The sequence below is a fragment of the Odoribacter sp. genome (genome assembly GCF_985060555.1).
In genome coordinates, this window is sequence record NZ_CFKYFN010000032.1 from 1 (window position 1) to 14,067 (window position 14,067).

Annotated in this window: 12 protein-coding genes and 1 pseudogene; 12 read left to right on the plus strand and 1 reads right to left on the minus strand. The window is 43.1% G+C overall.

Going from position 1 to position 14,067, the window contains the following annotated elements; genetic code table 11:
* The 6 genes and pseudogenes from AC5RDS_RS03865 to rfbB all read left to right on the plus strand — a co-directional run.
* A pseudogene (locus AC5RDS_RS03865) lies at window positions 1–363 on the plus strand (nucleoside-diphosphate sugar epimerase); the annotation flags it as partial.
* 271 nt (window positions 364–634) lie between these two features.
* Window positions 635–1,720, plus strand: a complete 1,086-nt coding sequence (locus AC5RDS_RS03870) for an MraY family glycosyltransferase (RefSeq protein ID WP_195446465.1) — start codon at window positions 635–637, stop codon at window positions 1,718–1,720.
* A 74-nt stretch (window positions 1,721–1,794) separates the two neighbouring features.
* Window positions 1,795–2,667: a glucose-1-phosphate thymidylyltransferase RfbA gene (rfbA, locus tag AC5RDS_RS03875; protein WP_046451303.1), complete on the plus strand. Its 873-nt coding sequence runs from the start codon at window positions 1,795–1,797 to the stop codon at window positions 2,665–2,667.
* A gap of 30 nt (window positions 2,668–2,697) precedes the next feature.
* Complete coding sequence (gene rfbC, locus AC5RDS_RS03880; protein ID WP_195329190.1) at window positions 2,698–3,249, plus strand: dTDP-4-dehydrorhamnose 3,5-epimerase; 552 nt, start codon at window positions 2,698–2,700, stop codon at window positions 3,247–3,249.
* Window positions 3,250–3,375: 126 nt separating this feature from the next.
* On the plus strand, window positions 3,376–4,257 hold the full coding sequence (gene rfbD, locus AC5RDS_RS03885) for a dTDP-4-dehydrorhamnose reductase (protein WP_022160207.1): 882 nt from the start codon (window positions 3,376–3,378) through the stop codon (window positions 4,255–4,257).
* A gap of 4 nt (window positions 4,258–4,261) precedes the next feature.
* Window positions 4,262–5,311, plus strand: coding sequence for a dTDP-glucose 4,6-dehydratase (rfbB, locus tag AC5RDS_RS03890; RefSeq protein WP_046451301.1), 1,050 nt, complete (start codon window positions 4,262–4,264; stop codon window positions 5,309–5,311).
* Between the two features lie 52 nt (window positions 5,312–5,363).
* On the opposite strand, the gene AC5RDS_RS03895 is transcribed toward rfbB, so the two are convergent.
* Window positions 5,364–6,035 carry a hypothetical protein gene (locus AC5RDS_RS03895; protein ID WP_118944791.1) on the minus strand — a complete coding sequence of 224 codons (672 nt, stop codon included), beginning with the start codon at window positions 6,033–6,035 and terminating at the stop codon, window positions 5,364–5,366.
* Window positions 6,036–6,115: 80 nt separating this feature from the next.
* Between AC5RDS_RS03895 and AC5RDS_RS03900 the strand changes: the two genes are divergently transcribed.
* The 6 genes from AC5RDS_RS03900 (at window position 6,116) to AC5RDS_RS03925 (ending at window position 13,864) form a co-directional block, all read left to right on the plus strand.
* Window positions 6,116–6,397, plus strand: coding sequence for a LytR/AlgR family response regulator transcription factor (locus AC5RDS_RS03900; protein WP_087384333.1), 282 nt, complete (start codon window positions 6,116–6,118; stop codon window positions 6,395–6,397).
* Between the two features lie 105 nt (window positions 6,398–6,502).
* Window positions 6,503–8,119: an ABC-F family ATP-binding cassette domain-containing protein gene (locus tag AC5RDS_RS03905; RefSeq protein WP_013611221.1), complete on the plus strand. Its 1,617-nt coding sequence runs from the start codon at window positions 6,503–6,505 to the stop codon at window positions 8,117–8,119.
* A gap of 260 nt (window positions 8,120–8,379) precedes the next feature.
* Window positions 8,380–9,897 (plus strand): hypothetical protein, encoded by a 1,518-nt coding sequence (locus AC5RDS_RS03910; protein WP_013611220.1) that lies wholly within the window; start codon window positions 8,380–8,382, stop codon window positions 9,895–9,897.
* A gap of 13 nt (window positions 9,898–9,910) precedes the next feature.
* A complete protein-coding gene (locus tag AC5RDS_RS03915) occupies window positions 9,911–10,573 on the plus strand; it encodes a peptide deformylase (RefSeq protein ID WP_118104951.1) in 663 nt (220 codons plus the stop codon).
* Window positions 10,574–10,643: 70 nt separating this feature from the next.
* On the plus strand, window positions 10,644–12,395 hold the full coding sequence (locus tag AC5RDS_RS03920; RefSeq protein ID WP_013611218.1) for an aconitase family protein: 1,752 nt from the start codon (window positions 10,644–10,646) through the stop codon (window positions 12,393–12,395).
* Window positions 12,396–12,580: 185 nt separating this feature from the next.
* On the plus strand, window positions 12,581–13,864 hold the full coding sequence (locus tag AC5RDS_RS03925) for a YeiH family protein (protein WP_013611217.1): 1,284 nt from the start codon (window positions 12,581–12,583) through the stop codon (window positions 13,862–13,864).
* Window positions 13,865–14,067 lie beyond the last annotated feature (203 nt).

The window sequence follows — 14,067 nt, forward strand, 5'->3', positions numbered from 1 at the left end:
CTGGGATATGAGGTGAAGCAGTGTGCCTCGGAGGAGGAAGCCCGGCGGTTTGCCGCGGAGATGCCGGTGGATAGTAAAGTATATCCGGTGTATTATTTCGCCTCGGATACGACAGGAGAAAAAGGGTTTGAGGAATTTTACGTGAAGGGGGAAAAAATTAATCCGGAACGCTTCGGATCGTTGGGAGTGATTGAAGACCTGAAGGCCCGCCGGATGGAAGAACTGGATACTTTCCTGGAAAGATTGCAGGCGGTATTGAACGACCAGAAAACAGAAAAAGAAGATATTGTCGGAACGATGAAAGCATTTATCCCCAATTTTGAACATATGGAGAAAGGGAAAAACCTGGATCAGAAGATGTAACATTTATTTAAGAGCTAAATTGAGTGGAGTTTCATGACTTGGGATGAAACTCCATTTTTTTATAGATTATTCGCTGGATTTTTAAATCAAATCATACATAAATATAGAATTTATGAAAATTAATATTTGTATTTTATATCGCTATTCAGTGAGCTGTTGGGGATGTGGCAGATTTATAATTTTTTTTAGAATAAAAACGCGGTAGTTTTATAAAAGTATGTATTTTTGCAAAGATTGATTGGATATTGTATATTAGTTGTAAAATAGAGAGATGCTAAGTTTATTGTCAGATAATTGGAGATTGGTGCTATCGATGGTATTGGCTTTGTTGATCGGCTGGAATATTCGTGTGCCGGTGTTCAAGATGGCCATACTGAAGAATTTTGTGGATAAACCGAATAAACGTTCTTCACATACCGGGTGTGTTCCGAATATTGGGGGAATTGTTGTTTTTTTAGCTTTTTTGTGTTCATTTTTACTGTTTGTCAGATTCGATAGCCGGCCGGAATTTCAGTATGTTTTATTGGGGGCTATTTTAATTTTTCTGGTGGGTATTTATGACGATTTGCTGGAGATATCTCCTCGTAAAAAAGTTAAAGGAGAGATGTTGGGGGTTTTGGTACTGATTGTGGGAGGAGGGTTTTATCTGACTAATCTGCATGGTTTTCTCAGCTTCTACGAGATCAGCCCGTGGGTGGGTATCCCATTGACTTTTGTGGGTTTGGTCGGATTAATCAATGCGATCAATCTGATCGATGGAATCGATGGTTTGTGTTCGGGAATGGCCATGATCGATTGTATTTTTTTCGGTATTTGGTTTTATTATTGTGACCATATCGAGTATGCTTTGATGTGCGGGGTGTTGACTGCTGCCCTTATCCCTTTCTTTTTGATTAATTTGTTCGGAAAGCGTTCCAAGATGTTTATGGGGGATTCCGGTGCTTTGATGGTTGGATTTTTGCTTGGAGTGATGGCGATTAGATTTTGTGAAACGGATATCAATCTGAAAGGTATTTGTGCGGTAGAAGCAGCGCCCGGAGTGGTGTTCAGCGTATTGGCTATTCCGGTGATAGATACGTTGCGGTTGTTCGCTTCCCGCTGGATGAGAGGAAAATCTCCTTTTGCGCCCGATAAACGGCATTTGCATCATAAATTATTGACCATATATAACGGTGTGCATAAAAAAGCTACCTTTACTATTTTAGGTTTGAACCTGTTATTTATGGCATTCGCATATATCGGAAGAGACTGGAGAAATGAAATATTGGTCGGCGGAGATATCGTTCTGTTCGCTGTTATGTTCTATATTGTCGACCGGTTGGCAAAGAGAAAGTTAGCTCAGAAAGCTGCGAAATAAACGATTGCAGAGAATCGGTATTCGCCCGGAGATGATTCCGGGTTTTTTAGTTTTTATTTATAAAAAACGAGATCATGAAAGGTATAATATTAGCCGGAGGGTCCGGAACACGTTTGTATCCTGTTACCAAGGGGGTTTCTAAACAGTTGTTGCCCATTTATGATAAGCCCATGATTTATTATCCGTTGTCTGTTTTGATGCTGGCCGGGATAAGAGAGATATTGGTGATTTCAACTCCTCAGGACTTGCCCGGTTTTCGTCGTCTTTTGGGAGAAGGAGAGGATTATGGAGTGAAGTTTACTTATGCGGAACAACCGAGTCCGGATGGGTTGGCTCAGGCTTTTATTATCGGCCGCGAATTTATCGGCAGTGATTCGGTTTGTCTGGTTTTGGGAGATAATATTTTTTATGGACAGAGCTTTTCACATATGTTGCAGGAAGCGGTGAGAAATGCCGAGGAGGAGAAGAAAGCCACGGTTTTCGGTTATTACGTCAATGATCCGCAACGATATGGGGTGGCGGAATTCGATGAGAAGGGAAATGTATTGAGTATAGAGGAAAAGCCTGTGCAGCCGAAATCGAATTATGCCGTAGTCGGATTGTATTTTTATCCGAATAAAGTAGTCGGGGTGGCTTCCGGAATAAAACCTTCGGCCAGAGGGGAACTGGAAATTACGACCGTCAATCAGACCTTTTTGCGAGACGAGGAATTGAAAGTACAGTTGTTGGGACGAGGTTTTGCGTGGCTGGATACCGGTACCCACGATTCTTTATCCGAAGCTTCGACCTTTGTAGAAGTGATCGAAAAAAGACAGGGCTTGAAAATTGCTTGTCCCGAAGAAATTGCCTATAAAAAAGGATGGATCGATGCCCGAAAATTGAGGGATTTGGCTGTTCCGATGGCAAAAAATCAGTATGGGCAATATTTATTGAAGTTACTTCGATAAATGCTGTTAGCAAGAATTAAAATAGTGGCTATGAAGGTGATTAAAACAAATATATCGGATGTCGTTATCCTGGAACCCCGGGTTTTCGGTGACGAGCGTGGCTATTTTTTCGAGAGTTTTTCCCAGCGTGAATTTAATGAGCAAGTGGCTGAGGTTACATTCGTCCAGGATAATGAGTCTAAATCGTCGTATGGGGTGGTAAGAGGTTTACACTACCAGTTGCCTCCTTACACTCAAGCGAAATTAGTCCGTGTGGTGGAAGGCGAAGTACTGGATGTTGTCGTGGATCTACGGAAAAATTCGGCTACTTTTGGAAAACATGTGGCCGTAGTCTTGTCTGGTGAAAATAAACGACAGTTTTTTATTCCTAAAGGATTTGCACATGGGTTCGCTGTGTTGAGTCCACAGGCGGTTTTTCAATATAAATGTGACAATTATTATGCTCCGCAGTATGAGAGTGGGATTCAGTTCGATGATCCGGCGCTGGGGATCGATTGGAAAATTCCTGAAGCAGAAATGATTCTCTCGGCAAAGGACAGAATGCATAAGAGATTGAGTGAGGCGTTTGTTTTTGAGGGGTAGGTTGGGGGAACGGAGAATGGAGAAATTGGGGGACTTTTAATAGTTGTAAAGGTTTCAGTGGTTGCGGGAGTGTGAGTCTCTGTTGTAGCCGCTGGTACTGGGAAATGTACATTTAATTTATAATTTATGGCGAATATATTGATTACAGGGGCTAACGGACAATTGGGTTCGGAGTTGAGAAAGATCGGTTTTTCCCCTTTGGATGAAGTGTTTTTTACAGATGTTGCCGAATTGGATATTACCGATTATACGGCGATCGAAAAGTTTATCCAGGTACATGAAGTGGATACGATTATCAACTGTGCGGCTTATACGGCTGTAGACCGGGCTGAAGACGAACCCGGGCCAGCTGCTGAAATCAATACCCAAGCCGTAGCAAATTTGGCAAAGGCGGCACAAAAGGAAGATTGTCTGCTGATTCATATCTCTACGGATTATGTATTCGACGGTACAGCAACGACACCTTATACAGAGAAAATAAAGACTTGTCCGGTCAGTGTGTACGGTAAGACCAAATTGGCCGGAGAAGAGGCGATCATCCGTTCCGGTTGTTTTTATATTATTATTCGTACCGCCTGGCTTTACTCCGCCTTCGGTCATAATTTTGTGAAAACCATTTTGCGCCTGGCAGAAGAGCGGCCGGAGATCAATGTGGTAAACGATCAGATCGGTACTCCTACTTATGCAGAAGATTTGGCCAAAGCGATTGTCAAAATTATGGCTAACGATGATCGGGTAGAACATGAAGGGATTTATCATTACAGTAATGCCGGAGTCTGTTCGTGGTATGATTTCGCAGTTGAAATCGTACGGCTGAGCGGTTTGAACTGCCGGGTAAATCCGGTGACTACAGCCGAATATCCGACTAAAACACATCGGCCTGCTTATTCGGTATTGGATAAAACTAAAATAAAGCATACCTTTGGAGTCGAAGTGCCGGAGTGGCAAGAGGCGCTGAGGAGGATGATGGGGGAAATAAGTGGGGAACAGAGAAAGGAAAAAATATAAAGTTATGAAAAATATTTTAATTACCGGAGGTGCCGGTTTTATCGGTTCACATTTAGTACGGTTGATGGTAAATAAATATCCGGCATATCGGATTATAAATCTGGATAAGTTGACTTATGCCGGGAATCTGGCTAATCTGAAAGATATTGAAAAGAAACCGAATTATGTGTTCGAGAAAGCCGATATTTGTGATTTTCCGGCCATACAGGCTATTTTTGAAAAGTATCAGGTCGATGGCGTTATTCATTTGGCTGCCGAAAGTCATGTAGATCGTTCGATCAAAGATCCGTTTTCTTTCGCTCAGACCAATGTGATGGGAACGTTGAGTATGTTGCAGGCTGCTAAATTAGCCTGGGAGGGCCATTTTGACGATAAGTTGTTTTACCATGTTTCGACCGACGAGGTGTACGGTGCTTTGCAACCCGGTAAGGAACTGTTTACCGAAAAGACCAAGTACGATCCGCATTCTCCTTATTCGGCTTCTAAAGCTTCGTCGGATCATTTTGTCCGGGCTTATCACGATACTTACGGTTTGCCGGTAAAGATCTCGAATTGTTCGAATAACTACGGTTCTTATCAGTTTCCCGAAAAATTGATTCCTTTGTTTATTAATAATATTCGTCATAATAAGCCGCTCCCGGTGTATGGAAAAGGAGAAAATGTCCGGGATTGGTTGTTTGTCGAAGATCATGCACGGGCTATCGATTTGATTTTTCATAAAGGGAAAGTCGGGGATACCTATAATATCGGCGGTTTTAACGAATGGAAGAATATCGATCTGATCAAAGTACTGATCAAGGTAACGGACCGTTTGCTGGGGCGTCCCGAAGGGGCTTCCGATCATTTGATCACTTATGTAACAGACCGGGCCGGGCACGATCTGCGCTATGCTATCGATTCAACAAAATTGAAAAATGAATTGGGCTGGGAACCTTCGCTACAATTTGAAGAAGGTATTGAAAAGACTGTGAAATGGTATTTGGAAAATCAGGAGTGGTTGGATAATGTGACGAGTGGAGATTATCAGAAATACTACGAGATGATGTACAAATAAGTCGAAGATGAAATAAAAAACGATTTCCCGGCCCGAACGACCGGGAATTTTTTTAGTGAATAAAAGCCGGGTGAATATTTTGACCCGGTAATTTCAAGGTGTCAAAGACCAGCGTAGATTCGGCAGAATCGGTTTTTAGCAGGTTGTATACTTCTTTGGCGCGTTTGATTTCTTTCATCAGGTCGTTTTCGTTCAGTGCGTGTGCTGCGTCGCGTTGCAGTTGGTATTTATAGGCTTCCATGAATGTGTTGAAGGAAATTTTGTCTACATCGACACTGGATTTAACGGCGGTAAATGCCAATACGGATTCTATTTTTTGAGTGATACCTACTACAGTAACCTTGCGGATCCAGGATTTGACATCTATACGTACCAGTGCCAGACCATCGACCATGATGAAGTAGTCCGAATGTTCGGCTTGTACTCCTTCACCCGATCCCATCAGCATATTGATACCGGCTCCGATCAGTGCTCCGACTCCGGAGATTACGTTTTCACTACCTCCGGTGACGAAGCTTTTTATTGCATTAGTCGCTTCTCCGACGATTTTGGTGGAATCGTCTTTACAATAGGCCCTCATTTCCGAGGTGTCGGCAATGATATGGGTAATCGGAATGGTAGGGTTTTCGATAGTCCCGGCTGTGCGGATATTGTCTGCAATCTGCGTCTTGAAGTGATCACATTTGCTGGTTGCCAGTTCGAAAAGCAGGTTCAGGTTCAGCATGATTTCTTCTTTCTTTTCAGGTGCCGGATCGGCTTTTTTAATGGAATTTCTTAAAAAAAGAAGGGGCTTATTTCCGGCGTATCGATTTTAAATTCATCCGTTGGATCAAGGCGGAGGGAAGCTATTGCAAGCTGTTTATGGATAATGCCCGGGAATTGTTGTTGTCGTTCAATCTCACGGAGATTACTTCCTATTTACCGGTTCAGGATTTTGTTCGGGTACATCGTTCTTATATCGTCAATATAAATAGCGTGGATTCGTTTATCGGTAATATGTTGTTTATCGGCAATTGCCGGATACCGATCAGTAAATCCCATAAAAATGAAGTGTTGGAGCGTTTGAATTTAATCGGGGAGGTCTGATTAAACTCTGGTTCCGTTTGTAAACAAAGAAATAAAAATCTATCTTTGCGGACGTTTGGTGGGGATGGGGAAAACATTGATTATCAGTAAAAATAAGATATAAACATGATTACAGTTTCAGATTTAGAGATTCAGTTTGGAAAGCGGACGTTGTTTCAGGACGTTAATTTGAAGTTTACGCCGGGGAATTGTTACGGTGTGATCGGGGCGAACGGAGCCGGGAAATCGACTTTTTTGAGAATTTTGAGCGGAGATTTAGAGCCGACCCGGGGGACTGTGATGTTCGGACCGGGAGAGCGTTTGTCTGTCTTGAAACAGGATCACTTTGCTTACGATGAGTGTACGGTATTGGACACCGTGTTACAGGGACATATGAAGCTGTGGGAGGTGATGCAGGAAAAAAATGCGATCTATCTGAAGGAAGATTTTTCGGATGAAGACGGTATCCGGGCTGCTGAGTTGGAAGAACAATTTGCAGGAATGGACGGTTGGAATGCCGAGAGCGATGCAGCCAATCTGTTAAGTGGATTGGGAATATCCGAAGATTTGCATTATTCTTTAATGAAGGATTTAAGTGGTAAGCAAAAAGTGAGGGTATTGCTGGCACAAGCCTTGTTCGGAAAACCGGATAACCTGCTTTTGGACGAACCGACCAATGATCTGGACCTCGAGACTGTCATGTGGCTGGAAAATTATCTGGCGAATTATGAAAATACGGTGTTGGTGGTTTCACATGACCGTCACTTTTTGGATTCTGTATGTACCCATTCGGTAGATATCGATTACGGTAAGATTACTCTTTTTGCCGGGAACTATAGTTTCTGGTATGAGTCCAGTCAGTTGGCTTTACGTCAGGCTCAGGCTAAGAATAAAAAGGCAGAAGAAAAGCGGAAAGAATTGCAGGAATTTATTTCCCGGTTTAGTGCGAACGTGGCCAAGTCCAAACAAACTACGAGTCGTAAAAAGATGCTGGAAAAGCTCAATATCGAAGAGATTATGCCTTCTACACGGAAATATCCCGGTATTATTTTTACTCCGGAACGGGAAGTGGGCAACAAGATTCTGGAAGTCCGGAATCTGAGCAAGAGTATAGATGGAAAATGCCTGTTCAAAGAGGTTGAGTTTGCGGTAGAGAAAGACGATAAGATCGTTTTCCTGTCCCGGGATCCGCGTGCCATGACCGCTTTGTTGGAAATTATTGCCGGTAATGAAAAACCGGATAGCGGTGACTATACGTGGGGTGTGACTATAACGACCGCTTATCTGCCTTTGGATAATTCGGCATTTTTCGATACCGAAATGCGTCTGATCGATTGGTTAGGGCAATATTCTGCCGATACGAGCGAGACTTTCCTGCGTGGTTTCCTGGGGAAGATGCTGTTTTCCGGGGAAGACATATACAAGAATGTGAAAGTGTTGTCGGGAGGAGAGAAAATGCGTTGTATGATCGCCCGGATGATGTTGAATAATGCGAATGTACTGCTGCTCGATTCTCCGGCTAATCATCTCGATTTGGAATCGATACAGGCTTTTAACAATACTTTGGTATCCTTCAAGGGAGTGGTTTTGATGAATTCGCATGACCATGAGTTTATCCAAACGGTTTGTAACCGGGTGATCGAACTGACTCCGAATGGGATTATCGACAAACGAATGGATTTTGACGATTATATCGTCAACGAAAATATCAAAGAACAATTGGATAAGATGTACCGGGAGTAACGTTTTTAGGTAATCTTATAAAATAAAAGGGTTATGGGAGATCTCCTGTAGCCCTTTTTTATAAGAGTTGGAAGAGTTGGAAGAGTTGTAAAAGTTAAAAGAGTTATAAGAGTTGTAAGAGTTATAAGGGGGGCAGAGGTTATGGGGAGGAGTATAGTTAAAAAGGGGGAAGTAGGAAATTGGTTTATTTTTTCGTGGATATTCTAATAATGTTGTATATTTGAAAAAATAAAACTATTCGTGCAAATTAAAGTATTAATATGAAAGTGAGAACTTATTTTTTTGGGTGTTTGTTGAGTGTGCTGATGTGGCAGTGTGCTCCGAAAGAGAATGAATATGTAGTTATTGCCGGTAAGGGTGTTGCTGAGGATACGGCTTGGATGAAAGTGGCGGAGGCCTTACAGAATAAGCATCGGGCGGCTTTGTTGTCCTATCGGGAAGATCCGGCGGAATTATTGCCCCAATTACAACAGATACATCCCAGATATGTGGCTATTGTAGAAAAACCGGAGACTCTGGGGAGGGATTATGTAATGGAAATGCATCGGTTGAGCCGGAAAGTAGATAACGATATCTACGCTGATTTTTTATGGGGAATTATCACCGGATATGATGCTGCCGGGGCGATGAAAATGGTAAATAATTCAACGGAACCTTTGATTATCAAGGATGCTGTCGCTTCGATTTGGGAGTTACATTCGGCCAAATGGTTCGATCGGTATGGTTGGGTGGACGATCATACGCAGGGAATGTGGGGAGAAAAAAAATCTGCACAGGATACGGTAGTGACCTATCAGTTACCTCAGGTACCGACGAAGATGTTAAGTCGTAACCGGAAAGGCGGGTTCGATACGGTAATGATGCCGAGGGTAAATCCGGTGGATGAAATGCAGACTTTCTATAATTTATATGCTACTTATAATCCTGATTTGGTCGTGACAGCTGCACATGCTACCGAGCGAAATCTGGAGATGCCTTTTTCTTTGGGAAATATCAAAGCGAAAGACGGACAGTTGTATATGGATTTTCCGAATGATCCGCAAAATATGAAGGAAAGCGGAAAAAGAAAAGTATATTTTGCCGTTGGGAATTGCCTGATCGGTAATGTCAATAATACCAAAGAGAGTATGGCGATCGCCTGGATGAACAGTGGTAATGCGGCGACGATGATCGGATATGTCGTGACTACCTGGCATGGTCGTAACGGTTGGGGAGGATTGAAGTATTGGCTGACCAATCCGGGACGTTATTCCCTGGCAGAGGCTATATATATGAATCAGCAGGATTTAATGTATCAACTGAATGAATGGGATCCTAAATTAGTTACTTTGGCCTATCCTTATACGGAAGAGGAATTCCAGGAAGCTCCCCGTTTAATTCAGGAGACGATCGGAGTAGAACCTACACATGATCAGATCGGTTTTGTGCATGACCGGGATGTTTTGGCTTATTACGGAGATCCTAAATGGAATGTGCGGTTACAGGAAATAGCCGAAGAGAACGATTATACAGTGAATACTTCTGTACAGGGGAACAAGTGTACTGTGACGATACAAACCAAGGAAAATTTCAGTTTGGAGAGAATGAAAGGAGACCGGTTCAAACAAGAACATGTACTCGATCTGCCATTCAGTTATTTCTTTCCTCAGCGTCTGAATAATCCGCGTCTGTCTGCCGGTCAGGATTGGAAAGCTGCTGTAGATGAGAATTTTCTGTTGATTTACAATGCAGATTTCAAACCGGGTCAAACTTATACGGTAGAATTGGATATAAACTGAAATAATCGCTAACATGCTGAAATATTGGTTAGGAATCGTCGGGTTGTTTGTTTGGGGGGGATGCAGTACGGGCTTTACCCCTCAGGAGGTGAAGGTGATAAAGGAAGGCGGGGGGATAATGCGGGTATGGAAGACCGATAACCGGGAAGATTCTTTATTTTTACGTCAGCAGGCCATAGAATTGACTCCCGGGGAGATCCGGACGGAACTTTTTCAGGTATTGAAGCAACGGATGCTGGCGACAGTAAACGATTCGGCGGACCCGGGTGTCGGTATTGCTGCTCCCCAGGTGGGAATAAGCCGGCGATTGATCGCTGTACAGCGGTACGATAAACCGGGAGCTCCTTTTGAGTTTTACATCAACCCGGGTATTGTGGCGGCTTCTGAAGAGCAGTCTTTGGGAAAAGAGGGGTGTCTGTCTGTTCCGGATGTCGTTGGCGAGGTATGGCGTTCGAATGAAATCGTGGTTCGTTATATCCCTGAACTGACCTCGATTAAACGGATGTTGAGTCGTGAAAAAACGGATTCAACTTTTAAATTCGAGGTGAAGGTGGAGTATCGGAATACGTGGGAACCGGTATGCGATACTATCCGGGGATTTACGGCTGTGATCTTTCAGCATGAAATCGATCATTTGAACGGCATCCTTTTTACAGATAAAATGATAAAAGAATAAATTTATCAGGACAATGAATTTTAGTTTATAAAGTTTAATGGCTAGTTTTATAAACTGAATTGAATAAGCTATGAGAACCTTTGTCGAAAAAATACTTAATGCGCCTGCCGGAAGTATAGTTATACGGCGGCCGGATATCGTGATGAGTCATGATAATTCTGCCCGTATCCGGAAAATTTTTGAAGAAATGGGTGGGGAAAAGCTGAAAGATGCCGGAAAGTTGCTGGTTGTACTGGATCGTAAAATGACCGGGACAACCGATGAATTGATCCGGGATTATAATTCGATCCATCGTTTTATGGACGAACAGAAAGTAGAGCATTTCTTCGATTGTGACAAAGGGATCTGTCATGAAATATTGGCCGGGCAGCTGAAACCGGGAGGATTGATTGTAGGAAACGACAGCCATACCTGTACGGCAGGCGCTTTCAATTGTATGGCTGTGGGGTTGAATAAGACGGAAACGGCGGTACTTTGGAAAGAAGGCGAAATGTGGTTCAGGGTACCTGAAACGATTAAGATTAGTTTGAAAAATCGTTTGCCGGAGGGAGTATATGCCAAGGATTTGGCTTTGTGGATAATGGGGATGCTCCGGGAAGAGAATGTCGCCTATAAATCGTTGGAGTTTCATGGAGAGGGGGTGCCTGCCTTGTCTATCGCCGACCGGATGACCCTGGCTAATGTTACTGCTGAGATGGGGTTGAAGAGCGCAGCTTTCCCGCCCGACGATAAGTTGGCGGATTATTTCGGTGATTATGCCGTACAGGGTGTTTGGGCGGATCGGGATGCTATGTATTACAAGGAATTCGAGGTCGATTTGGCGCAGGTGATCCCGTTGGTGATGGAAGTCGGAGAAATAAACGAGATAAAAGCACCTGGAGAATGGGGTAGGCTGGAAATTCAGCAGGGATTGATCGGAGCTTGTGCCAGTGGGCGGTTGGAAGATTTAAGAGTGGTTGCCCGGATTTTGGATGGGAAAAAGATTGCTTCGGGGTTCCAGCTTTCTATTGTCCCGGCTTCCCGGGAGATTTATTTGCAGGCCATTCAGGAGGGGATTATCGATCGGTTAGTGAAGTCAGGAGCCTCTATATTAGGGTCCAGTTGTGGTCCTTGCTTGGGTAGCAGCCATATGATAATGGCGGATACCCGTCGTTTTATTACTACAGTAAACAGCAATTCGATGCGAAGGCTGTCGGCTATCGGTGTAGAGAAATACGTAGCGTCCCCGGCGACTGTGGCGATGACTGCTTTGACCGGAGTTTTGACAGTAGAAGTTGAACGGACCGATGCAAAATATCCTTATTGGGAAATGCCTAAAGTGTGGGTAACTGTGAATGAGTTCGAGCGTCGTTATCATAATCGGGTTTGGAATTATGGGGATTTGAACAGCATCGCCTGTGAACAATTGTTCGATGAAGCATGCACTTACCGGATTGCACCGGATAATTTTAAAGCGATACAACCTTATTTGTTGGCAGGTTTGGATGCCTCTTTTGCAAAAAACGTCCAGGTGGGCGATTTGATGCTCGGAGGAGAAAATTTCGGCTGTGGAAAGTTATTACAACATGCAGTTGTCGGTTTAAGGGAGGCCGGTATCAAAGCGATTATCGTGAAATCGGTGGATCGCCGTTTTTTTAGAATGGCTGCCAATAATGGATTATGGATTATTGTTGCACCTGCCTTAGTGGAGAAATACCGGAGCGGTGACCAGATAGAAATAGATGTCGAAGATGAACGGATTTTTCTGAATCGGGAAGAATTTAAATTACCTTTTATCGATGCCGCTTTTACCGAAATGATCCGGAACGGAGGTATCTATTAAGTAACATTCTCCCAATTTATGATACAACTATTTAGCTACTTGTTCGTCCCCAAAGATGGACATCTTTGTCTGACCTTACTCCTTCTATAAGACTTTTCTTAAAATTAAGCATTTAGACGTAAAGTATTATCGCAAAAAATAACTTTCTTCGCATTCCAAAATTTTAAAATTTAATTAAAATATATATGAAAAAATGGTTTGAACAATTTAAGACAGAAGATTGGGTGGTTGTGGCTGTCAGTATTCTTTTACTGGCTTTTGCCATCATTACTCCCAATTATCTTCCCCGTATTCCCAAACATCTGGCCGATACGGAATCCTGGGGAAATGCAATATTTCTTTTCGTTATTGTATTAGTCATACTTTATATCGGCTGGCTTTTACTCGGCAGACCCTTAAAAGGTTTATTCCTTTCCCTGATCGCTGTATTTTCTGTCTCTTTATTGGCACAGATTACGGCAGCCCTGCCTCAAGTAAGCTATTATGGATTCGAATCTGTCTTTTTCTCTGTTATCTTCGGTTTGATTATTCGCAATGTTTTTCGCGTACCTGCCTGGATGAAACCTGCTATTCAAAGTGAGTTTTTCATTAAAATCGGGGTGGTTTGTTTAGGAGCGACTATTCTTTTCAGTGATGTCATGAAATCCGGTGCAGTAGGTCTTGTACAGGCTGTCCTGGTTGTGAGTATCGTATGGTTTTTCGCCTATTTTATCTCCCGGCGGTTGGGAGTTGACCAGCGTTCTGCCATGATCCTGTCCAGTGGGGTCTCTATTTGCGGAGTTTCTGCTTGTATTACAGCTGCACGTGTTGCAGGAGGCGATGACAAAAAATTATCTTATATTGTTTCTTTGGTGTTAATCATTGTCGTTCCTATGATCTATATGATGCCCTGGCTGGCCCATCTGCTCCTTCCTGTCCTATTCGACGACCCTCAGGTAATACAGGAAGTGGCCGGTGCCTGGATCGGCGGAACCATCGATACGACAAGTGGTGTTGCCGCTTCCAGTGCTATCGTCAGCGAATTATCGAACCAGCATGCTGTTATTATCAAAGGAGCCCAGAATGTTTTAATCGGTTTTGTAGCTTTTTTTATAGCCTTATACCTTTCTACCCGGGGAGAGAAAGGTAGTAATTCTCCTTCTCTGGGGATTGTCTGGGAAAAATTCCCGAAGTTTATTATCGGTTTTGTTGCAGCTTCACTCGTATTCAGTATCTTTCAGGCAAATGACCTTTTCCTGGTAAATGAAAAAGGGAAACTCATCGAACCGGGAATCGCTAAAATGTTCAGTACTGTTTTTTTCAGTTTGGCATTTGTCTGTGTAGGACTGGAAACCCAGATAAAAGATATTGTCTCCCGTGAAAACCGCAATGTCATGTGGTCTTTTCTTACTGCACAGACTTTTAATATTCTGGTTACTTTTATTATTGCCTGCCTGTTGTTCGGCATCGTTAAACCGATGCTGGGATAAATTAAGCTGAGAGATGAGATAATTCACTGGAAATGTCTCATCTCTTAGCATATACTCATCCGGTTCTCGCCCAATCAGACCTGGGTTTATTTCGTTAGTAATTCGTCTTCGGTGATCGGAATTGGCGACCCGGTCGCTTCTGTCGGTCGTCTAACTTTTTCTATCACTGACCGGCGGAACTCCTCGCAAGCTCGTCAGACACC

Coding starts and splice junctions, on each gene's coding strand:
- AC5RDS_RS03915 (WP_118104951.1), top strand. CDS start 9,911: ATGCTGAAATATTGGTTAGGAATCGTCGGGTTGTTTGTTTGGGGGGGA.
- rfbB (WP_046451301.1), top strand. CDS start 4,262: ATGAAAAATATTTTAATTACCGGAGGTGCCGGTTTTATCGGTTCACAT.
- AC5RDS_RS03920 (WP_013611218.1), top strand. CDS start 10,644: ATGAGAACCTTTGTCGAAAAAATACTTAATGCGCCTGCCGGAAGTATA.
- rfbD (WP_022160207.1), top strand. CDS start 3,376: ATGGCGAATATATTGATTACAGGGGCTAACGGACAATTGGGTTCGGAG.
- AC5RDS_RS03905 (WP_013611221.1), top strand. CDS start 6,503: ATGATTACAGTTTCAGATTTAGAGATTCAGTTTGGAAAGCGGACGTTG.
- AC5RDS_RS03925 (WP_013611217.1), top strand. CDS start 12,581: ATGAAAAAATGGTTTGAACAATTTAAGACAGAAGATTGGGTGGTTGTG.
- AC5RDS_RS03910 (WP_013611220.1), top strand. CDS start 8,380: ATGAAAGTGAGAACTTATTTTTTTGGGTGTTTGTTGAGTGTGCTGATG.
- rfbA (WP_046451303.1), top strand. CDS start 1,795: ATGAAAGGTATAATATTAGCCGGAGGGTCCGGAACACGTTTGTATCCT.
- AC5RDS_RS03895 (WP_118944791.1), bottom strand. CDS start 6,035: ATGCTGAACCTGAACCTGCTTTTCGAACTGGCAACCAGCAAATGTGAT.
- rfbC (WP_195329190.1), top strand. CDS start 2,698: ATGAAGGTGATTAAAACAAATATATCGGATGTCGTTATCCTGGAACCC.
- AC5RDS_RS03870 (WP_195446465.1), top strand. CDS start 635: ATGCTAAGTTTATTGTCAGATAATTGGAGATTGGTGCTATCGATGGTA.